20 protein-coding genes and 1 pseudogene are annotated in these 21,753 nt (G+C 37.6%); 18 read left to right on the plus strand and 3 right to left on the minus strand.

What is annotated here, in order from left to right:
- Positions 1-3 precede the first annotated feature (3 nt).
- The 3 genes and pseudogenes from CN288_RS12050 to CN288_RS12060 all read left to right on the plus strand — a co-directional run.
- Positions 4-234 (plus strand): annotated as a pseudogene (locus CN288_RS12050) (DUF4097 family beta strand repeat-containing protein); the annotation flags it as partial.
- 23 nt (positions 235-257) lie between these two features.
- Positions 258-614: a hypothetical protein gene (locus CN288_RS12055; RefSeq protein WP_098302316.1), complete on the plus strand. Its 357-nt coding sequence runs from the start codon at positions 258-260 to the stop codon at positions 612-614.
- A 51-nt stretch (positions 615-665) separates the two neighbouring features.
- Positions 666-1,358: an ABC transporter permease gene (locus tag CN288_RS12060; RefSeq protein ID WP_026593587.1), complete on the plus strand. Its 693-nt coding sequence runs from the start codon at positions 666-668 to the stop codon at positions 1,356-1,358.
- Between the two features lie 64 nt (positions 1,359-1,422).
- On the opposite strand, the gene CN288_RS12065 is transcribed toward CN288_RS12060, so the two are convergent.
- The 3 genes from CN288_RS12065 to CN288_RS12075 all read right to left on the minus strand — a co-directional run bounded on the left by CN288_RS12065 (position 1,423) and on the right by CN288_RS12075 (position 5,258).
- Positions 1,423-1,926, minus strand: a complete 504-nt coding sequence (locus CN288_RS12065) for a DinB family protein (protein WP_026593586.1) — start codon at positions 1,924-1,926, stop codon at positions 1,423-1,425.
- A 313-nt stretch (positions 1,927-2,239) separates the two neighbouring features.
- Positions 2,240-4,276, minus strand: coding sequence for a Fe(3+)-hydroxamate ABC transporter permease FhuB (fhuB, locus tag CN288_RS12070; RefSeq protein ID WP_098302317.1), 2,037 nt, complete (start codon positions 4,274-4,276; stop codon positions 2,240-2,242).
- A gap of 7 nt (positions 4,277-4,283) precedes the next feature.
- Positions 4,284-5,258 (minus strand): ABC transporter substrate-binding protein, encoded by a 975-nt coding sequence (locus CN288_RS12075; RefSeq protein WP_026593584.1) that lies wholly within the window; start codon positions 5,256-5,258, stop codon positions 4,284-4,286.
- 370 nt (positions 5,259-5,628) lie between these two features.
- On the opposite strand from CN288_RS12075, the gene CN288_RS12080 reads away from it, so the two are divergent.
- The 15 genes from CN288_RS12080 (at position 5,629) to uvrC (ending at position 21,668) form a co-directional block, all read left to right on the plus strand.
- Positions 5,629-7,314, plus strand: coding sequence for a long-chain-fatty-acid--CoA ligase (locus CN288_RS12080; protein WP_141527956.1), 1,686 nt, complete (start codon positions 5,629-5,631; stop codon positions 7,312-7,314).
- A 110-nt stretch (positions 7,315-7,424) separates the two neighbouring features.
- Positions 7,425-8,012, plus strand: a complete 588-nt coding sequence (locus tag CN288_RS12085; RefSeq protein WP_026593582.1) for a TetR/AcrR family transcriptional regulator — start codon at positions 7,425-7,427, stop codon at positions 8,010-8,012.
- Positions 8,013-8,023: 11 nt separating this feature from the next.
- Positions 8,024-8,800, plus strand: a complete 777-nt coding sequence (locus CN288_RS12090) for an enoyl-CoA hydratase (RefSeq protein WP_098302319.1) — start codon at positions 8,024-8,026, stop codon at positions 8,798-8,800.
- Between the two features lie 78 nt (positions 8,801-8,878).
- A complete protein-coding gene (gene etfB, locus CN288_RS12095) occupies positions 8,879-9,652 on the plus strand; it encodes an electron transfer flavoprotein subunit beta (protein WP_026593580.1) in 774 nt (257 codons plus the stop codon).
- 36 nt (positions 9,653-9,688) lie between these two features.
- On the plus strand, positions 9,689-10,666 hold the full coding sequence (etfA, locus tag CN288_RS12100; RefSeq protein WP_026593579.1) for an electron transfer flavoprotein subunit alpha: 978 nt from the start codon (positions 9,689-9,691) through the stop codon (positions 10,664-10,666).
- A gap of 209 nt (positions 10,667-10,875) precedes the next feature.
- Positions 10,876-11,190, plus strand: coding sequence for a thioredoxin (gene trxA / locus CN288_RS12105; RefSeq protein ID WP_026593578.1), 315 nt, complete (start codon positions 10,876-10,878; stop codon positions 11,188-11,190).
- A gap of 169 nt (positions 11,191-11,359) precedes the next feature.
- Positions 11,360-12,532, plus strand: a complete 1,173-nt coding sequence (locus tag CN288_RS12110; protein ID WP_026593577.1) for a hypothetical protein — start codon at positions 11,360-11,362, stop codon at positions 12,530-12,532.
- Between the two features lie 86 nt (positions 12,533-12,618).
- On the plus strand, positions 12,619-13,566 hold the full coding sequence (locus CN288_RS12115) for an SDR family NAD(P)-dependent oxidoreductase (protein WP_098302320.1): 948 nt from the start codon (positions 12,619-12,621) through the stop codon (positions 13,564-13,566).
- Between the two features lie 16 nt (positions 13,567-13,582).
- Positions 13,583-14,461: a lysylphosphatidylglycerol synthase transmembrane domain-containing protein gene (locus CN288_RS12120; protein WP_081811106.1), complete on the plus strand. Its 879-nt coding sequence runs from the start codon at positions 13,583-13,585 to the stop codon at positions 14,459-14,461.
- The gene (locus tag CN288_RS12125; RefSeq protein ID WP_176527665.1) at positions 14,449-15,924 is read left to right on the plus strand and encodes an alkaline phosphatase family protein; all 1,476 of its coding nucleotides are present in this window, start codon (positions 14,449-14,451) and stop codon (positions 15,922-15,924) included. The genes CN288_RS12120 and CN288_RS12125 overlap by 13 nt, the downstream gene beginning before the upstream one ends.
- Positions 15,921-16,667, plus strand: coding sequence for a glycosyltransferase family 2 protein (locus CN288_RS12130; protein ID WP_090687750.1), 747 nt, complete (start codon positions 15,921-15,923; stop codon positions 16,665-16,667). Before CN288_RS12125 ends, CN288_RS12130 begins: the two co-directional genes overlap by 4 nt.
- A gap of 63 nt (positions 16,668-16,730) precedes the next feature.
- A complete protein-coding gene (locus tag CN288_RS12135) occupies positions 16,731-17,486 on the plus strand; it encodes a hypothetical protein (protein WP_098302321.1) in 756 nt (251 codons plus the stop codon).
- An 18-nt stretch (positions 17,487-17,504) separates the two neighbouring features.
- Entirely contained in the window at positions 17,505-18,410 is a 906-nt protein-coding gene (locus CN288_RS12140; RefSeq protein WP_026593571.1) for an FTR1 family iron permease, read from the plus strand.
- A gap of 48 nt (positions 18,411-18,458) precedes the next feature.
- Positions 18,459-19,868, plus strand: a complete 1,410-nt coding sequence (locus tag CN288_RS12145) for a hypothetical protein (RefSeq protein ID WP_098302366.1) — start codon at positions 18,459-18,461, stop codon at positions 19,866-19,868.
- Positions 19,869-19,883: 15 nt separating this feature from the next.
- Complete coding sequence (uvrC, locus tag CN288_RS12150) at positions 19,884-21,668, plus strand: excinuclease ABC subunit C (RefSeq protein ID WP_098302322.1); 1,785 nt, start codon at positions 19,884-19,886, stop codon at positions 21,666-21,668.
- Positions 21,669-21,753 lie beyond the last annotated feature (85 nt).

Below are 21,753 nucleotides of genomic sequence, written 5' to 3' on the forward strand. Positions count from 1 at the left end.
CTTGAAGGAAAGTCATTACTTGTAGAAACAAAATCAGGAGATATTGGTGTGTCTTATAAAGAAGCTCCAACTTCATTCCAGCTTGCTGCTAACAGAAACTCATCCGATATAGTAGTGAGTTTAAATGGATTTAAGAAAAGAACGAATACGGAAAAAACAAAAGAAGGTGTAATCGGTGATGCATCAAATAAGGCGGAGCTTTTAAGCGAAAAAGGCACTATATATATCAAATAATAATCAGAAGAGGTGAATATATCATGCGAAAAAAATCAACTCGTTCCATCAGTGACATATTTTCTATGCTGTTTTTTTACTGTACGACGGGACTATTAAGCGTTATTGTTGTTCCAGTTTTGGCAACGATTGCGTACGGTTTCGGTTTTTGTACTGTACTTATATTGATTGCAGGTATTATTCGTTCTTTTGGAGCTACATGGGTACAAATGGATATTGGACCTGGTTTATCAATCCCTCAGGAGTGGAGTATGGTTTGGGCTCTGATTATAGGTGGAATCGTGGGAAGTATCGCCTATTTTAGTTGGAAGTATCTCCGTATTTATTTGAACTTTCTATCTAGAAGTTATCGTAAAGTATTACCAGTTAATGAACAATAAAATCGAACAGGAGGATTTATTCACTATAACATATGAACTAGGGGGGATAACATGCTGCAACTTATAAAGCTAGAAATGAAGAAATGTAAGCTTGGGTGGTATATGAAAGGTGCAATTATTGCAAATGTAGTGATGGTTGCGATGTTGTTTTTTGTAAGCTATGTGTCACAAATTGAAGGGGATGTAGAATTAGGAAATCCTCAAGGTATTCTTTTAATGGCGAGTGTAATGGTGAGAGGAACATTTATTGTCTTTGCAGGAGTACTAATTGCAAAATTAGTAATTGAAGAATATAAAAATAAAACAATATTGCTCATGTTTTCGTATCCGATTAGTCGAAAAAAAATCATTGCAAGTAAGTTATTAATTACCGCAATATTAACATTCATAACAGTCTTACTATCTAACATTTTTATAGTAAGTGTCTTCTTTACATTAAATAGTTTTATGCTAGTTATTCCGAATACAATAACGATAGGTGAGTTAATTCAAGAAAGTATAAAAGCAATTCCTTTTGCTGTTGCAGCTGCAGGAGCAGGTTTAATTCCATTATATTTCGGTATGCGCAAATATTCTGTTCCAACAACGATTGTGTCGTCCTTAATTGTTGTGATGATTGCATGTCAAAATCAGCCGGAGTTCTCATTAGCAACCTTTCTCCCGCTTCAATTCGCGCTTGCGGCTATTGGCATTGTGATTGCTTATTATGGAATTAGAAATATTGAGAACGAAGATGCACTATAAAGTTTCACATGAAACAAGTGACATAAAAAGACAAGGTGCTCAGCCACCTTGTCTTTTTATGTCATTACATTTTGGGAGTTTCCATTCCTGCAGCGGCCCATTCCTCTTTAGCTGGCCCATAAATACCTGGGACTTTTAATCCAGCTTGGCGCATTAAAACAGTCATTTGACCGCGGTGGTGATTTTGATGATTAATGAGAGTCATCAAAAAAATAGAGTTTGGCATTGGACGCCCAAAGAAATCATTAATTGTTGTTAAATCTTTATCAGTCCACTCTGTTTGGATTGCCTCTACAAAAGCCGTGTTTACTTTACGGTAACCTTCCGAAATTGCCTTCGCGGAAGTCGGTATAGGATAATCATTTGCTTCTCCCTCAAATTGTAAGCCTGTTCCTGATAGCATGACTGGAATCGCAGTGACGATATGCCAAGCAACTCTACCTAAAGTCCAATGCCCAGGTGCAATCTCTTGTGCTAAAGATTCATCAGTTAATGCATCCAATACCTTTTGTGTAGAATCAGCCTCATATTTCCATGTTTTTAAAAAGCCTTCAATTGTTTGGTACATGTTATCCCCCCTATGGTTACATTCATAGGGTAAATTCGTGAAAGGATTCGTTTTTCCTTCTCTTATTTAATTTTCGATCCATACTACAATATGTTTGGGAATATGTAAATTAGGGGGAATCTTCATTGTACTTCGTATATTAAGTGGGTAGAGAATGAGGCAAAGAGTGGTGATGAAGTAAAAGAAGTATCTTTTATATAATATACTATGATCGTATTATATTTGTTTTATAAGGCGTATGTTAATTTATGCCGCACTGAAATTTGCCATGACATAAAAAACGCAAGCTTCTAAATAAAAGAAGCTTGCATTTTTAACTAACATTCTTCCCGCTTTTTCTCATTAACCACAAGAAATAAGGAGCACCAAGGACAGCGACTACTAGCCCAGAAGGAATCTCTTTCGGATAGACAATGGTTCGTCCAAGTAAGTCAGCGATGCAAAGAAGGATAGCTCCAAATAGCGCTGAACAAACAAATAATTTTTGATGATTCATCCCGACAACGATGCGCGCTAAGTGCGGTGCAACGAGTCCTAAGAAAGCGATTGTACCAACGGCAGCAATGTTCACTGAGGCGAGCAACGTTGCTAGGATAATAAGTGCGAAACGTGTTTTGTCTACACGTTGTCCAAGTCCTGTTGCTAAGTCATCTCCAAGTATGAGAACATCAAGCTGTTTCATTAAGAAGAATATCGTTGGTACGAGAATAAGAGAGGGATATAAAATTATATTTTCTAAGTGATTCCACCCTCTGGCATAGGTACTGCCTGATAACCAAGTTAATGCAGCAGCTACGTTCAAGTTTGCCCTCACGATAAAGATTTGAATAATGGCGGAACCGAGTGCTGATACGCCGATTCCAATTAATGCAAGGGCTGTTGGGTTAAATCCTGACTTCCATGAAAAGAAGAGGACAACTCCAACTGCAAATAGTCCACCAATGAATGCACCGATTGGTAAGAAAACTCCTGGAAGTGCAGGGAAGACATACATAATTGTTAAAGCACCGACACCTGCTCCAGATGAAATACCAATGATAGATGGATCCGCAAGCGGATTTCGTAGTATTCCTTGAAAGACTAGTCCGCTTATGGCAAGGCATCCTCCGGCAACAGCAGCGACGAGCATCCTTGGTAAACGAAGGTTCATCATCATATTTTTATCAAATTGGGTCAGCTGCCCTGTTATTACATTGATTATGTTTTCGATATAAGCATTACTGCCAAGTGTAACGCCAAGTGCAACGGTTACAATACAAAGAACGATCGAAATGCAGATGACTTTTTTATAAGAGAAATATTTTGAGCTAGCACCGGCTGCGTTTGCTCCATTATCGCTCATATATTGTTTTGATTTCATCATGCGATAAACTAAGTAAATAAGCCACGGTGAACCAATTATTGCAGTAACAGCACCTACAGGAAGTTCAGCACCAGTTGGGTCTATTAATCTACCAACGACATCTGCTCCAAGTAATAAAATAGCTCCCCATAAGAAAGAGGAGAGAAGCAACGGGAGATGTTGTCGATAGCCAATCAGACGCATTAGATGCGGTGCAACTAAGCCAACAAAACCAATTGGTCCAACAACTGTTACAACGACTGCTGTTAAAAAAATAGCTGCAATAAAAGCGATAAAACGCGTTACTTCTGTTTTTTCTCCAAGTGAAACAGCAACATCATCACCTAAAAGAAGCACATTTAGTTTACGTGACATAAACAGTACAACCAAAAAGGCACAAACAACAAATGGAGCCGCAAATTGAACACCATCCCAGTTATTTTGTACAAGTGATCCTGCCCCCCATAGGAATAGACCAGCTGTTTCGTTTTCATAAAAAAGCTGCATTGTTCCGGTAAAGGCAGAAAGCATTAGTGTCACAACCATACCAGCTAATGCCATGCGTAGGGGAGTTCCTTTTTTACCACCAGAAATACGATATACGCACAAAGCCGTTACCGCTCCTCCGATAAATGTAAAAAGGAGAGAGTGTACTTGTAAGTATTTCGGTAAAAAAATAGTGGCGGCGACTAGAAAGAAATACGCCCCTGAATGGATCCCCATTGTACTTGCTTCAGCCAGTGGATTTTTCGTTAAAGTTTGTAAAATAACCCCTGATACAGCTAGAGCACCACCAGCTAAAATAGCAATGGCAGCCCGTGGCAACCGCAGCATCATTAATGTTTGATGCTCAAGAGATTGATTTGGAGAAAAGAGAGCATCCATAATCATACTGTAAGAAATATTTGCTTGTCCCTGTCCGATATGAATAAAGAAAAGGAGGAGCAAGAGAGCTGCTCCTCCTCCGAATACAAGACTTGCTCGAAGTGTATGCTGTAAGTTATTCATTATGCAATCACTTCTTCGCTGTCATTACATCTGCAACTTGTTTTGCTAATGATTTTGCAGATTCAGGGCCACCGAAGATCCAAGTGTCACCTTTTAATTTATACATTTTATTTTCTTTTTTGAATTTCAATTCTTCCCATGCTGGGTTCCCTTTTAGCTGTTTATCGAAAATGTTATCGTCATCAGCTACGATGTATAAGAAGTTTGCATCTTGTACACCTTGTAGTGCTTCTACAGTTGTTTGTTTGAAGCCGTCTGGTTCAGATTTACCAGGTTCAAATGCATTTGTTAAACCTAACTTTTTCGTAATTTGTACCGCTGTAGAATTGTCTGTTAACAGACGGAATGTTGGAACATTTTTTGCTGTAAAGGATTGTGTCATTACGATGTTTTTATCTTTTAAGTTTGCTTTATCAATTTTTGCTTTTGCGTCAGCAAATGTTTTGTCCATATCTGCTAATACTTTTTTACCTTGCTCTTCTTTTCCAACTGCTTTTGCGATTTGCTTAAATGTTTCTGTCATTTCTGCAAAATGATCGTTATTGCTTGTTGATGGGTCAAACATAATTGTTGGTGCAATTTGTTCTAACTCATTTTTAATCGCTTTACTACGGAATGAAGCTGTAATAATTAAATCCGGTTTTAAGCGGTTAATTTCTTCTAAGTTTGGTTGTTGACGTGTACCTACATCTACCACATCTTTATTTGGTTTTGTTTCTGTGTTTACCAATTTATTATAGTTCTTAATATCAGCCATCCCGACAGGTTGAACGCCAAGTGCTAATAAATCTTCCGCATATACCCACTCAAGCACAACAACTTTTTTTGCTGGTTTATCTAACTTTGTTTCACCTTCAGCGTGTTTAATTGTAATCGCTTGTTTTTTGTCATCTGTTTTTGTTTCCTTTTTCTCTTCTTTTTGCTGTCCGCATCCGACAACGAATAGAAGAATAACCATAAGAATGCTAACGACTTTTTTCATTTTTTTCCCCCAAAGAAAGTATTGTACGATGCGATAACCTGTGTAATTGAAAAAGATTATCACTATCAACACGGAAATCATACTATGAGGGGTTTAGAAGTGTCAATCTTTTTCTTTCTATTCTGACAAAAAATACTCTTTAGAACATTAGGGTATATTTTTTTTGCTATAAAGCTTTTAAAATATGAATTTCTAAGAAAAACAGGAGAAGTATAAGGAATGGGACGACATTATTCTGTGTGTTGTGGAATAGTTGATCAAAAGTCAGAATATTATGATTGTAACGCAATTATGACTGTAATATAATGAAAACAATCATCATGAATGGACATTCATTTTATTCGTGTAAGAACAGGAAGGAGGAATGAGGATGGAAAAACCTTGGTTACAAATTTATCCTGAGGAAATTCCACACACAATTTCTTACGATATTAGGCCGCTCCATGTATATTTACAAGAGATGTCTTCTCGGTATCCAGAAAAGAAAGCGCTTCATTTTTTAGGGAAGGATATTACATTTTCAGAGCTGAGTCGTAAGGTGAATCAATTTGCAAATTATCTTCGTAAGCTTGGTGTGAAAAAAGGTGACCGAGTTGCGATTATGTTACCCAATTGCCCGCAAGCTGTGATCGGATATTATGGTACGTTACTTGTAGGTGGTATAGTGGTACAAACAAATCCCCTGTATACGGAGAGGGAGTTAGAATATCAACTCCATGATTCTGGAGCGAAGGTTATTCTTTGTGTTGACCTAGTCTTTCCGAAAGTCACCAATGTTCAGCCTGCTACAAAGGTGGAGCACGTTATTGTAACCCGCATTGCAGATTTTTTACCGTTTCCCAAAAACTTACTTTATCCCTTCGTACAAAAGAAGCAAACGAATCTTGTTGTGAAAGTAACGGAAAGTGATACGATTCATGTTTGGAAATCGATAGAAAAAGAAAGTGATGAAATGGTAGAAGTGCCGTGTGACCCTGAAAGTGATTTAGCACTCTTACAATATACGGGAGGTACGACAGGTTTTCCGAAAGGAGTTATGTTAACGCATAAAAATCTTGTATCAAATACACTGATGGGTGTCCATTGGTTATATAACTGTATAGAAGGAGAAGAAGTTATTCTTGGTGTCCTTCCGTTTTTCCATGTGTATGGGATGACAGCTGTAATGAATTTAGCCATTATGCAAGGGTATAAAATGGTGCTAGTTCCGAAGTTTGATATGAAAATGGTGTTTGAAGCAATTAAAAAACATAAAGTTACACTATTTCCAGGGGCTCCGACAATTTATATTGCCCTTTTAAATAGCCCACTTCTTAAGGAATATGATATTTCTTCCATTCGTGCTTGTATTAGTGGTTCTGCACCGCTTCCAGTAGAGGTGCAAGAGAAATTTGAGAGGGTTACAGGAGGGAAGTTAGTAGAAGGGTATGGGCTCACAGAATCATCTCCAGTCACACATGGCAATTTCTTATGGGAGAAGCGTGTACCGGGAAGTATTGGTGTTCCGTGGCCAGATACGGAAGCACGCATTATGTCGCTTGAAACAGGAGAATATTTACCAGCAGGTGAGATTGGTGAAATTGTAGTGAAGGGCCCGCAAGTTATGAAAGGGTACTGGAATAAGCCTGAGGAAACAGCGGCGGTATTACAGGATGGGTGGTTACACACAGGTGACGTTGGCTATATGGACGAAGATGGATTTTTCTATGTGAAGGATCGCAAAAAAGACATGATTGTTGCCAGCGGTTTCAATGTTTATCCGCGCGAAGTGGAAGAAGTATTATATGAGCATGAAAAGGTGCAAGAAGTGATTACGATTGGTGTCCCAGATCCATATCGAGGGGAGACTGTGAAAGCTTTTGTTGTGCTAAAAGAAGGGGAAGTTTGTTCTGAAGAAGAGTTAGATCAGTTTGCTCGTAAATATTTGGCTGCTTATAAAGTTCCAAAAGTATATGAGTTTCGAAGTGAGTTACCAAAAACAACAGTAGGAAAGATTTTACGCCGTGTCCTTATAGATGAAGAACAAAAGAAGAAAGAGGACGAGAAGACGGGCTAAGGCCCTTTCTTTTTTGAAATATAGGATTGACAATTTTTTAAATAGTCAGTATTATTGAGATGTGAATGATTATTCATTCAGTCATTCATCTTCTTGAAGGAGACAGTAAAGTGAAAAAAAATCGACCAAAATATAACCAAATTATAGATGCTGCGGTTATTGTGATTGCAGAAAATGGATACCATCAAGCGCAAGTTTCTAAAATTGCGAAGCAAGCTGGTGTAGCTGATGGAACCATTTATTTATATTTTAAAAATAAAGAAGATATATTAATATCCTTATTCCAAGAGAAGATGGGAGAATTTATAGAAACAATTCGTCAAAAAACAGCAGGAATTGAAAGCGCTGTAGAGAAGTTATTTATGTTGGTAGAAACGCACTTCTTGCTGTTGTCGCAAAATGATCCTCTTGCTATTGTCACGCAACTAGAACTTCGTCAATCCAACCAAGAGTTACGCCTCAAAATAAATGAAGTATTAAAAGGATACTTACAAGTCATCGATGAAATTTTGGAAACAGGTATAAGACAAGGAGAATTTAGGGCGGATTTAAATGTTCGCATAGCAAGGCAAATGATCTTTGGAACAGTAGATGAAGTTGTGACCAATTGGGTAATGAGCGATCATAAATATAATTTGGTCGCACTTTCAAAAACGGTACATGGACTGCTTATTTCAGCTTGTGGTTACCGTCAATAATGGGAGGGATCATGTTGAAATTTCTATCTGTAACAGTAGAAGACCATATCGCGGTGGCGACATTGAATCATCCGCCAGCTAACGCTATGTCTTCACAAGTGATGCATGACGTTACTGAGTTAATTGATCAAGTCGAAAAGGATGAAAATGTCCGCGTTGTTGTTCTTCATGGGGAAGGGCGCTTCTTCTCAGCAGGAGCAGATATTAAAGAGTTTACTTCTGTTGAGGAAGCAAAACAAGCAACGGAGCTAGCACAGCTTGGACAAGTTACGTTTGAGCGTGTCGAAAAGTGCTCAAAACCAGTCATTGCGGCAATTCATGGAGCGGCACTTGGCGGTGGCCTTGAATTCGCTATGTCTTGCCACATGCGCTTTGTAACTGAGAGTGCAAAGCTTGGGTTACCAGAGCTAACGCTTGGACTTATTCCTGGCTTTGCAGGTACACAGCGTCTGCCACGTTATGTTGGCAAAGCAAAGGCTTGTGAAATGATGCTAACAAGTACACCAATTACAGGTGCACAAGCATTAGAATTTGGACTTGTTAACGGCGTGTTTTCAGAAGAAACACTTTTAGAAGAGACTCTCAAAATTGCGAAGCAAATTGCTGGAAAAAGCCCAGCGACAACTCGTGCTGTGTTAGAGTTGTTACAAACAACAAAATCATCTCATTATTATGAAGGTGTGCAGCGTGAGGCACAAATATTTGGTGAAGTGTTTACGAGTGAAGATGGAAGAGAAGGGGTGGCGGCATTCTTAGAAAAACGCAAACCTTCATTTAGTGGTAGGTAGTTCAAATTATTTTTTAACATAAATTAACAGAATATTAAAATTGATGGAATCTTTCTGAAAAACAAGGGGGTAAATGGAATGAACATCTACGTACTCATGAAACGAACATTTGATACAGAAGAGAAAATTGTAATTAAAAACGGTGCAATTTATGATGGCGAAGCGGAATTCATCATCAACCCTTACGATGAATATGCGATTGAAGAAGCGATTCAAGTGAGAGACGCACAAGGTGGGGAAATTACGGTTGTAACAGTTGGCGGCGAAGACAGTGAAAAAGAACTTCGTACTGCGCTAGCGATGGGCTGTGATAAAGCGGTATTAATCAATATTGAAGATGATGTTGAGAATGGTGACCAATTTACAACAGCAAAAGTGCTTGCTGAATATTTAAAAGATAAAGAAGTAGATTTAATTTTAGGTGGAAATGTAGCGATTGATGGTGCATCTGGACAAGTTGGACCACGCGTAGCGGATGCACTAAATATTCCATATGTAACTACAATTACAAAGCTTGAAATTAACGGCACAAGCGTGAAAATTGAGCGCGATGTTGAAGGGGATACGGAAGTGATTGAAACATCGCTACCACTTTTAGTAACAGCGCAACAAGGTTTAAATGAACCGCGTTATCCATCGCTTCCAGGTATTATGAAAGCGAAGAAAAAGCCGCTTGAAGAACTAGAATTAGATGATTTAGATTTAGAGGAAGATGATGTAGAAGCAAAAACAAAAACAATCGAAATCTATTTGCCTCCTAAGAAAGATGCTGGAAAAGTGTTACAAGGCGAGCTGCAAGATCAAGTAAAAGAACTTGTATCGTTGCTCCATACAGAAGCGAAAGTAATCTAATAAAATACGAAATTATATATGCAGGAGGGAAAATCTATGGCTCGTAAAGTATTAGTAATGGGTGAAGTTCGTGACGGATCACTACGTAACGTTTCGTTTGAAGCGGTAGCAGCAGCGAAAACAATTGCAGAAGGCGGTGAAGTGGTTGGCCTTCTAATTGGAGAAAGCGTTGCATCATTTGCAAATGAATTGATTCATTACGGTGCAGATCGCGTTGTGACAGTTGAAAACGAAAAGTTAAAATCATATACATCTGATGGCTATGCACAAGCATTTTTAGCTGTGTATGACGAAGAGAAGCCAGAAGGTATTGTCTTTGGACATACAGCACTTGGCAAAGATTTATCACCAAAGTTAGCTGCTAAACTTGAAGCTGGCCTTGTTTCTGATGTAACTGCATTAGAAGTTACAGGTGGAAATGTTGTCTTCACACGCCCAATTTATTCTGGTAAAGCGTTTGAGAAAAAGATTGTAACAGATGGCATTCTATTTGCGACAGTTCGTCCAAATAACATTACGCCACTTGAAAAAGATGAAGCGCGTACAGGTGATGTGTCTTCTATTACAGTTGATGTGAAAGATTTACGTACAATCATTCAAGATGTTGTGCGTAAAACAGCAGAAGGTGTAGACCTTTCAGAAGCGAAAGTTATTATTGCTGGCGGACGCGGAGTGAAAAGTGAAGACGGTTTTAAACCGTTAAAAGAATTAGCAGACGTACTAGGTGGCGCTGTTGGGGCATCACGTGGTGCTTGTGATGCAGAGTATTGCGATTACTCATTACAAATTGGACAAACAGGTAAAGTGGTTACGCCAGACTTATATATTGCATGCGGTATTTCTGGTGCGATTCAGCATTTAGCAGGTATGTCTAATTCAAAAGTAATTGTTGCAATTAATAAAGATCCAGAAGCAAGTATTTTCAAAGTAGCTGATTATGGTATTGTTGGCGACTTATTCGAAGTGGTTCCTTTATTAACAGAAGAGTTTAAAAAGTTAAAAGTACATTCTTAATTTGAGTAACCCTTGAGTTCCAAGTGAAATACCCCTATATATAGAAAAGCGAGAGGTCCCCTGCCTCTCGTTTTTTAGCATATACCTTATATTTTTGTATAGTATAAAGGTACATTTTTTTGTTACAATACATAACGATACATAATATTCGCCACGTATATAAGTTAGTGATATACTTTTGGTAGAATACACTTGAAGGAGGAAATAAAATGGCAATTGTAAACGCAACTGACCAAAACTTCGCAGCTGAAACAAGCGAAGGTATTGTATTATTAGATTTCTGGGCACCATGGTGTGGCCCTTGTAAAATGATCGCTCCTGTACTAGAGGAAATCGATGCAGAATTAAGCGATAAAGTAAAAGTCGTAAAAGTAGACGTTGATGAAAACCAAGAAACTGCTCGTCAATTTGAAGTAATGAGCATTCCATCTCTTTTCGTATTAAAAGATGGTAAAGTGGTTGACCAAGCGTTAGGATACAAACCAAAAGAAGCGTTAGTAGAATTAGTTTCTAAACACTTCTAATTTGTAAAGTCCAGCATAAATGCTGGGCTTTTTTTATTGGTTCAAATTACCACCTGAAAATATGACAACGGATACAATATTTATGTTGACACTTATCGTAAGCGCTCTTATAATCAATCTGACGACAATGAAAATCACTATCACTTAAGGGCGTAGGGGGAAGTAATCCATGACATTAAAGTTAAAAATATTATCTGCAGCAGCAGTAGCATCTCTTCTTTTTGCAGGCTGTGCGAAAGAGGAAACAAAAAAGTCTGAAGCACAAGATAAAAAAACAGAACAATCTGTTAAAAAAGAAGAGACAAAACAACAAGAAGTAGATTTTGTACAAGCTTACAAAGATGGAGTAGCTGAACTTGAAAAAGCGAAAGATGGCAAAGAGGTTGACTTCGATAAAGTAACAAAGTTATATAAAGATAAATTACAATCTCTTGTTCAAAAGTGTGATGGTGAATTTAATGAACAAATCGATCAAACAATTACAGCTGCATTAGAAGCTGGGAAAAAGAAAGAAATGGAACCTATGGTTGTAAAACAACTATTTGATAAATTAATGCAAAAAGAGTTTTTCCAATCGATGCGCCACGAATTTAAAGAAATTGATACAAACTGGGGCAAAAAAGATGTTGTGAAAAAAGAAATGGATGAAGCTCTAGCTTTTTATAAAGGTGTAGAAGGTACAGTTGGGAAACGTGATACGGCATACGGTACACAAATGGCTTCTCAAATTAAAGGCGGCTTTGATGAAATGACAGCTGCAATTGAAAAGGATGACAAACTTGCATTTGCGCTTGGAAAACAAGTTGTAGATAAAACGTTAATGAAAACGTTCTATTTTGCAACAGGTGCAGTGCCGAATGGTTATGCTACAAAAATGGTAGAAGAAGTAAAGAAAGATGAGAAAAAAGCTAAAATTGAACAAGCAGAAGGATGGGCATTTTATCAAGCAATTTATCCGTATATGAAAAAAGCAGCTCCTGAAGATGCAGACTTTATCTTAAGGCAGTTTGATTTAAAAACTGATGTGAAAACAGTTGATGCAAAAGCGGTAAATCAAGCGTTTGTACGTGGATTTGCAAAAGTTGCATTAGGTGAGTATAAAGAAAGCCAAGAGAATTTTGGAAAAGATAAAGGTCCTATTACAGCATTAGAAGGTGCGTTATTCATTAATATCATTGAAAATGATTTGAAAACAGTACTTGGCGAACAGCAAACAGTAGAATTAACAAAAACAGCTCAATCTTATTTAGAAGCAGTAAAAGCGAAGAAGAAAGAAGATGCTGATAAATTGTTACCACAACTTGAGGCTGCGTTAAATAAAGCTGTTGAAGCAGCGAAATAATTTGCTCATACGTATGTCTTTTTGAAGAAACCTTGTCTTGACAGGGTTTCTTCTTTTACATAGTGTGGTAGAGGGTGGTGAAATGAATGAAAGTATTAATTACTGGAGGAGCAGGGTTTATCGGAAGCCATCTTGCTTTGAAATTGTTAGGACAAGGAAAGCAAGTTGTACTACTTGATAATTTCCACTCCTATTATGCAAAATCAAGAAAACAGTTTCAGCTTGAACAAGTGCAGCGATATGGAACTGTCCCATTTTACGAGTGCGATATTTTGCATAAAGAAGATGTGAAAGCTGTTATGCAGCAAGAAAAGGTTGATGCAGTAATTCATCTAGCTGGATTTCCAGGGGTGAGACCGTCGTTGAAGATGCCAGGTGCTTATGTTGATATTAATATAAAAGGGACGAGTAATGTATTAACATGTGCAGGAGAAGAAAATATAAAACATGTCATCGTGGCATCCTCTTCTTCTGTGTACGGAGAGAAAATGGGAATGCCTTTGCAGGAGGAAATGGCCAATGGTCGAGTTTTATCTCCTTATGCAGCATCAAAATACGGAGCGGAATCGCTTTGTCATGCTTATCAATATATGTATGGGTTTCAACTAAATATTTTACGTTTCTTTACTGTATATGGTCCATGGGGGCGTCCTGATATGGCAATAGCGAGCTTTATTCGAAAATTGCTAAATGGAGAAGAAATTGTTGTATACGGAAAGGGAACAGGCCGAGATTACACGTACATTGATGATATTACGGAAGGAATTGCTCTTACGTTAGAGTCGAATAGAAGTGATGTGTACAATCTAGGGTCGAATGAACCGATTTTAATGACAGAATTACTTGCGCAGTTAGAGAAGCATTTCCCATTGATGCGTGTAAGGAGAGAGGCGCATCGTAAAGGGGATGTGACATCGACATGGGCTGATATTTCAAAGGCGAAAGAACAGCTAGGATATGAGCCGCGTGTATCTTTTGCAGAAGGGTTGGAGCGAACGATTGCTTGGGCGAAACAATATCCGGATACTGTTTAATCTTTGTGGTATTTTTTTGTTATGTGTTTTCTTTGTCATATCGTGGAAATCGTTTGAAGCGTCTTCTTTGTGGAAACAACTATATGGATTATGGAAACATCCTGATGCGGTAGTGCTTCTTATCATGATATATGGTGTTGCATTTTTCTTTCGTGCTTATGCATGGAAGTTATATCTTCACCATCATATTACAATGAAAGAGTCTTTATATGGATTGTTTTATAGTTTGTTTATTAATCATGTTTCTCCTTTGAAAGTAGGGGACGCTATTCGCATTGCGATTATTACAAAAGAAAAGAAAGTGACATTAGGAGAAGCGACACAATCAGTTGTTGTGCTCCGTATATTAGATTTGCTTATCCTTGGTATATTTGGAGCCGTAGGGATGTTTATACTGTGGGGGGATATTTTGTTAAATGCTCCCGTTATCCTTGCTTGTATATGTATTGGAATTGGTATGTTGTTTCTTGTGCATAAGAAAGCACCGCAATTTGTAGAGAATCAGTGGAAGCAATTAAAGGCAGGTTTGTTTACAATACAAGGGATCATCATTATCTTGCTGATTGTAATAAGCTGGATTTGCGAAGCTTTTGTTATATATGAAATTGCGAGTTCTCTTACATTTATACAAGCGATTTGGGTCAATAGCGTGACCATCGCGGGGCAAGTATTTCAATTAACGCCAGGCGGTATTGGGACATATGAAACGGTGATGACGTTTGCGTTAAGAGCGCTTGGGATAGAATCGGTCGAGGCGTATGAATGGTCATTAATGAGTCATGGATTTAAGTTTATATTTTCTTATGGTGTGGGCGCACTTTTACTCGTTTTATACCCAATGGAATTGCGCTCACTTGTTAGTCAGAAGGGGGAAAACATCCGGTGGAAGAAGTGAAAAAGGCATCAAAATTTGAAAAGGTAGCGGCCCGCTGCTGGAACTTGCTGAATGAAGGGAAACCATTTACACCGATTTTTGTATTCGGCACATTTTTATTGTTTTCCATCTCGCAGTTTGGACAACCTGGTTTTATTCCAGCATTTTTTAGCAGTTTTATCCTCATTGTACCTTTACTTGTTTTATATTATTTGTTTGATTTTCCATTGTTTTTACGAAATTATTTATGGTTTCCGTTTATCGCCTATTTAATTGTATTTAAGGTGGTTCATTTACCATTATTCTTTTTGGCATTGGGATTATATTTCTTCTTTACAATTTTATTTTGGGGAACATTATATTATCATCTGCGGATTGGGACATCATGGTTGAACTTTACACGATTTTGGAAACTTGTGTTAAAAAATAGTGATTCTACAAGTGGGAATGCACAAGAACAAATGCCAAAGTTTTTACTATTACTTTCGCTTTGGTATTACTACTACGAGTTCTTCCGAGAAGACGGTACATTTAGTGGTGTAGATTGGAAAACGCTTCTTATATTTTACGGTGCTCTTCTCGTATATACACTTATATTACATCGTAATTTATTTGATTGGCAGCCGAAAGCAATTCCTACTTATACGCAAAATATGCCTGAGAATGAAAAGGCATTAAATGAAAAAGTAGTCGTGATTGTAATTGACGGTATGCGAAAAGATCGTTTTGAGGCGGCGCATACACCGTATTTAGATTCACTTCGAAAACAAGGGACCGAGTTTTTAAATATGGAAACGGTATATCCAGCTCGTACGGTTGTATGTTTCTCCTCTATGTTTACAGGAACGTATCCATTTGAGCATGGTATTAAATCGAATATGGTTTGGAAGCATGGAGTGAATGTAGAGAGTATTTTTGATTCTCTTCGTAAAGTAGATAAAACAGGGAAAATGTTGGCGGTTGCGCATCTAGTCGATGCATTTGGCGATGATGTGGAAACATTTACGGCTGTAATGAAAAATGATGTTGTTGACTCGAAAATTATGGAGAAAGCAAGAAAGGTTATGGATGAACAAGATCCTGATTTATTTATCGTCCAGCTAATTTCTACAGATCAAACAGGTCATAGCCGCGGCGTGTTATATGATGAATATTTACAAAAGATTCATGAAGCAGATCAGCATGTGAAGCGGTTTATTGAGCATTTAGAGAAAACAGGAAAAGCAGAAAATACGACGTTCATTATTTGCGCAGACCATGGGCAAGCGGATGGAATTGGTGGTCATGGTCATTTAGACGAGGGCGAGCGGTTTGTACCATTCTTTATGTACGGTCCTCATATTGCTCAAGGTATAAAAGTAGAAGAGAAGAAAAGTCTTGTTTCTATAGCACCTACAATTGCATACTTGTTAGGAGCGCCGTATCCATCCCATAGTCGTGGACCTGTATTAGTAGAAGCGTTAAAGGAGCAGGAACAGAAATGAAAGTAATTGTTTTTATACCAGCCTTAAATGAAGAGGATTCTATTGCGCATGTCATTCAAAAGGTGCCGCGTCATTTTCACCCAAATGTAACGGTAGAAGTACTTGTCATCGATGATGGATCAACGGATCGGACCGTAGCTGTTGCAAAAGAAGCGGGGGCGGAACATATCGTTTCTTTTGCAAAAAACGGCGGACTTGGTGCAGCTGTCCGAGCAGGTTTGCAGGAGAGTTATCGACTTGGTGCTGATATTAGTGTAATGATTGATGCTGATGATGAATACCCAGCTGATGAAATTCCGAATGTACTGGAGCCTATTTTTGCAGGAGAAGCAGATTATACGATGGGTTCTCGTTTTCGCGGAACAATTCGAGGAATGAGATTACATCGACGTCTTGGGAATTACTGCTTTACGATGTTGCAATGTTTGTTACTAAGGAAGTGGATTCGAGATGGGCAATCCGGTATGCGAGCCTTTTCTAGACAAGCAATGGAGCATGGAGAAATTATTCACGATTATAACTATGCTCAAGTTATTACTTTGAATTTAGTACGAAAAGGGTTTCGAGTACAGGAAGTTCCGATTACGTATAAAGTGCGAGAAACAGGAGAGTCGTTCATCTCTTTTCGGAAGTATATGACGCGTGTATTTCCAGCGATTTGGAAAGAAATGGCGCGTCCGGTAGAGAAAGTTACGATTGACTATGCTGCACATGTATTAATTGAAGATAAGAAATGCTCATAACGGGCCTTTCTTATCTTGACAATAAAAATGATAATAATTATCATTAACTCGGGAGGAACTTTCGTGAAAAAAATCATTACATCATTATTTGTTAGTATTTTCTTAATATTCTCAATTCAAACAAGTGCGTTTGCTTATTCGTATGGAAATCCGAACGAAGAAAAAGTTGCTGAAGCATATAAACAAATGGTTACAAAGCTAGATGAAAATCCGGCAAACTTTAATGAAGCGAAAAAAGCATATGAAAATGTACAAGAAGAAATTGATCAGCACATGGGAAAAGAACCTTCTAAAGCAATGATGAAGGACTTTGATAAACAAAATAAAGAAGATATTATTGCTGATATGCAAAAAATTCTTGCGCTTAATATTAATCGTCGTTTAACAAATGTTGATGAGAAATTTAAAGACTATGATACAAACAAGCGTTTATTAGCAAAAGCATTCGCTACATATGAAGCGTTATCGCCAGTTGTTGGTGAACGAAATAAAGAGTTAGATACAAAGGTAAAGGATGAATTTAATAAAGCATTAGATTCATTAGGAAACCCAGGATTATTTGGAGTAGGTCAAAAGGAAGCAAATCATGATGCTTTCAAGAAAAGTAAAGATGTGATTTTAACAAGTTTACAAAAAGAGTTTAAAATTAAAGATTTTAAAGTGGGGCACTTTGATGCGAGCGGAAAAGAAGAAGCTTCAGAGAACACAGGTAAAACAGAATGGACAGATTTAAGTAACTTGAAAAACTGGGCTCCAATTGTAGTCATTGTACTTATACTTGTTGGGGTCATTGTATATGCTGTGAGAAAACGTAAGTAAGGATGAGGAGGAAGAGCGATGCAGCTTCAGGCATTTCTCATTACATTTCGTGAAGTATTAGAAGCGTTGCTTATTGTTGGGATTATTACAACATATTTAAAGCGTACAGATAGTAAGCAGTTTGTGAAATATGTTTGGTTAGGAGCAGGGCTTGCGGTTGTAGCGAGTTATATTGTCGCTCTTGTCTTCCAAGTTGTGTTTACTGGTTTTGCTGCTATGGGTAGCGAAATGTATTTGAAGATATCTATTATTTTTATTTCGGCCATTTTACTTACACAAATGGTATTTTGGATGGCGGAACATAGTAAAAATATGCAAGCAAATATGGAAAATAAAATGAGTAAGTATATTACAACTGGAAACATAATTGGAATGGTCGTGCATTCGTTTCTTGTTGTACTTCGAGAAGGTGTTGAAACAGTATTTTTCTTCGCGGCTATTACAGGTGGAAATATTGGAGCGGCGATGCAAGGCTGGGGAGCTATTACAGGCTTGCTCGTTGCAGCTGGTGTTAGTTACCTATTCTTTAAAGGGACGATGCGTATTTCACTTAAAGTATTCTTTAAAGTAACAGGCGCATTTATCGTTTTAATTGCAGCTGGTCTTCTTGTACAGGGTGTTGCCATGCTTCAGGATTTAAAAATACTCGGCAGCGTTATGCCACATGTATACGATATTACATGGTTATTACCAGAACATCCAATTGATTATGCTCACTATTTGCGTGACCATGGTACTGCACCACTTCTTTCCGGTGATATTGGTATTTTCTTGAAAGCCTTTTTAGGATATTCATCGATGCCATCTCTTGAAGAGGTGCTCGTGTATATTGGATATTTTGTTGTGTTATATATGTTAATCATCTTTAAAAAACCTGTTAAAAAAAAGCAAGCAGTGATCGAAGAAAATAAATCAGTAAGCTAAAAAGTACAAGGAGTTTTCCTTGTACTTTTTTTGCAGAAAGGAAATATGATGAAACAAATATTACGTATATGGGCAGTTATCCTGTTTACTAGTGCGATTTGTATTCGATTTTTCTATGTGAGCCCGTTTGCGGCGACATGGGACGAAGTCGATTTTACGCTTGCATTAAAGCAATACGACATATTAGCGATGCAGCCCCATTTTCCAGGTTATCCTTTTTTTATTTTAGGGGGAATGATAACGCATGTTTTTATAGAAAACCCTGTGCAATCGTTAGGGGTTTTTAATGCCATCATGGCACTCGGCGCAGCTTTTCCGATGTATTGGCTTGCGCGCCATTATGTAAGTAAAACGGGCGCTCTTATTGTTGTAGCTGTTTTACAAACGAGCGGTTATTTCTCTCTTTTAGTAACGCAGCCTATGTCAGAGGGCGCAGCATTAGCAATCGTATGGTGGTATATATGGAGTATAGAACGGGCTTTTCGTACAAAGAATTTTCAAGCTCAATTTTGGCCAGTCATCTTTTTTGCGCTATTAATGGGTATACGCTTATCATATGCACCATTTGGGATAGCACTTGTTTTGTTATTATGGCAGCAATGGCATGAAGAAAAATGGCGGTTTATAATCTTATTTTGTACAACTTTTCTGTCACAGCTAGTTTGGGTTTGTGCTCTTATTTGGAACATTGGTGGAATAACGGGATTGTGGAAAATTTCTTTCGGATTTGTAGAAGGCCATTTTACTGAGTGGGGCGGAGCGGTTACAGAAACGGGTGAACCACTTATTTCACGTCTCTTCCGTTTATTTTCCGAAAACATTGTTTTTGCAGGAATAGGTATACACTCCTACTATCTGACAGGTTTCTTTCTTTTCTTTTTGTTTCTATTTGTTTTACAATGGAAGAACATACGTTACTATCCAAAGGCTTTAATCGCTATTGGAAGTTTTTATTTTCTTTGGAATTTACTTGGACAAAATATTGATAAACCGCGTCATTCTTATCCGATTGTAGCGATGTTCCTTTGCGTACTTGCTATTTCGTGGTTGAAAAAACATCGTGGTATTGTATTGCTGTTATTTGCAACAAGCCAATTTATAGTGAGTATACCGCTTATGAAAGAACAACAAGTGGAGGTACCGGCCACGTATCAGCTTGCATCCTATTTAGAGGGCAAAGAGCAGCCATTTATTGTATACACGTGGGAAGAGACGAGGGTTATGGAATACTTGCAGATGCCATATGAACATAAACGTTTCTACACATATGACTATTTTTTACAGGACAAAAAATATCATAAAAATGATACGATATATGTTACAAATCATCTTATTGAAGGATTCCAAAAGCAAGGGATCGATATAAAAGGACGGATGGAACAAGTAGCTGTCTTTCGTTCTAATCCATTATTTGATCCTATTTATCATAAAATAGTGTTATATAAGTGGAAAAAATGAGAGAGGAGAAAGCGAGTGCACGAGCATTTAAAAGAAAAATTAGCGATTTTACCAGATCAACCAGGTTGTTACTTAATGAAAGATAGGCAAGGAACAGTTATATATGTCGGGAAGGCAAAGGTGCTCAAAAATCGTGTGCGCTCGTATTTTACTGGATCACATGATGGAAAGACACTCCGTCTTGTTGGAGAAATTGTTGATTTTGAATATATTGTTACCTCCTCGAATTTGGAGGCGCTCATTTTAGAATTAAATTTAATTAAAAAATATGATCCAAAATATAATATTCAATTAAAGGACGATAAAACATATCCATTTATTAAAATTACAGCTGAAAAACAGCCACGTTTGCTTATTACGAGAAATGTAAAAAAGGATAAAGGGAAGTATTTTGGTCCGTATCCAAATGCGCAGTCAGCTCATGAAACGAAAAAGCTGTTAGACCGCATGTATCCGCTCCGTAAGTGCGCAAACATGCCGGATAAAGTTTGTTTATATTATCATATGGGACAATGTTTAGCACCTTGTGTAAAAGAGGTAACCGATGAACAAAATCAAGAAATTGTTGATGAAATTGTTAAGTTTTTAAACGGTGGACATAAAGAAGTTCGTTCAGAATTGGAAAAGAAAATGTATGAAGCATCGGAAAAATTAGAGTTTGAACGTGCAAAAGAATTAAGAGATCAAATTGCCCATATGGATGCGATTATGGAAAAACAGAAGATGATTATGAGCGACTTAGTTGACCGTGATGTGTTTGGTTATGCGGTTGATAAAGGTTGGATGTGCGTGCAAGTTTTCTTTGTTCGAAAAGGTAAGTTAATAGAGCGCGATGTCTCTATGTTTCCAATTTATGATGAGCCTGAAGAAGGATTTTTAACATTTATCGGTCAATTTTATGAACAAAACAATCATTTTAAACCAAAAGAAATTGTAGTACCAGGAAGTATTGATCCTGAATTAGTAGAGCGTTTTTTAGAGGTGGATGTAACGCAGCCGAAACGCGGAAAGAAAAAAGAACTCGTTGAATTAGCAAATAAGAATGCGAAAATTGCTTTAGGAGAGAAGTTTTATTTAATTGAGCGTGATGAAGAGCGGACGATTAAAGCGGTTGAAAATTTAGGTAAGAAACTTGATATTGAAACGCCGTATCGTATTGAAGCATTTGATAACTCAAATATCCAAGGGACGAATCCAGTTTCAGCAATGATTGTCTTTATTGATGGAAAACCAACGAAAAAAGAGTATCGAAAATATAAGATAAAGACAGTTCAAGGGCCAGATGATTATGAATCGATGCGAGAGGTTGTACGCCGCCGATATACTCGTGCATTGAAAGAGAATTTACCACTACCGGATTTAATTGTGATTGATGGTGGGAAAGGACATCTTGCAGCTGCTAGTGATGTGCTTGAAAATGAACTTGGATTATATATCCCAATGGCTGGACTTGTTAAGGATGATAAGCACCGTACATCGCACTTAATAATTGGTGACCCTCCTGAACCTGTTATCCTTGAAAGGAATAACCAAGAATTTTATTTATTACAGCGTATTCAAGATGAAGTACACCGATTTGCGATTACGTTCCATCGTCAGCTTCACGGGAAATCTGTTATCCAATCTGCCTTAGATGGGATTCCTGGAGTAGGAGAAAAACGGAAAAAGGTATTGTTAAAACATTTTGGTTCGTTAAAAAAAATGAAAGAAGCTACTGTGACAGAATTTGTCGAAGCCGGAATGCCGCAAAATGTTGCAGAAACCATTTATTCCTATTTAACAAATAAGAAGACGTTGTAGTTTACAATGTCTTCTATTGTTTGATATAATTTCAGAAGATTAAAAATGATTAAAAGTGAATGAATATACAAAAATAAAAAAGTCA

The sequence above is a fragment of the Bacillus sp. AFS023182 genome (genome assembly GCF_002560575.1).
GTDB lineage: Bacteria > Bacillota > Bacilli > Bacillales > Bacillaceae_G > Bacillus_A > Bacillus_A arachidis.